The sequence below is a fragment of the Variovorax sp. P1_H2 genome (assembly GCF_056405295.1).
Window position 1 is genome coordinate 1 of sequence record NZ_JBFUCJ010000311.1, and the last position, 603, is coordinate 603.

Annotated in this window: 1 protein-coding gene; it reads left to right on the forward strand. The window is 68.8% G+C overall.

From position 1 onward, the window contains the following. Nucleotides 1-603: Ig-like domain-containing protein (locus AC1D2E_RS36085; RefSeq protein ID WP_478201825.1), on the forward strand; the 603-nt coding region annotated here is incomplete at both ends.

Here is a 603-nt window from a genome sequence, read left to right on the forward strand (position 1 = left end):
CAGCGGCAGTGCTTCGCACGCCTACGGCGTCAGCTCGACGGTACCCACCATCACGGTGGGCGGCCCGATCGCTGGCGACGGCGTGATCAACGCTGCAGAGGCCGAAGCCCTGGTGGTGAGCGGCACGACCACGAATGTGGAAGACGGCCAGACCGTCACGCTGACCTTCAGCGACGGCGTGAACAGCGTGGTCGTGACGGGTACGGTCAACGGCAATACCTGGACGGCTGGCGCGGCCGACCTGAGCGGCCTGGACAACGGCACGATCACGGTCACGGCGAACGTCAGCAACGCGGCCGGCAACCCGGCCAGCGACAGCGCGAGCGCCGAGATGGACATCACGCCGCCGACGACGCCCGTAGTCAATGAGAACAATGGCGGCGGCCTGGCCGGCACGGGCGAAGAAGGCAGCATCGTGATCGTCACCGACGGTGGCGGCAATGTCGTGGGCAGCGCCGTGGTGGATCCGGACGGCAACTGGCGCATCGAGCCGAACCCGCTGCCTGAAGGCGAGCCGGGCACGATCGAGGCGATCGACGAGTCGGGCAACAAGTCCGAGCCGGTCGAGATCGTGGGCGGCGACCAGACGGCGCCGACGACCCC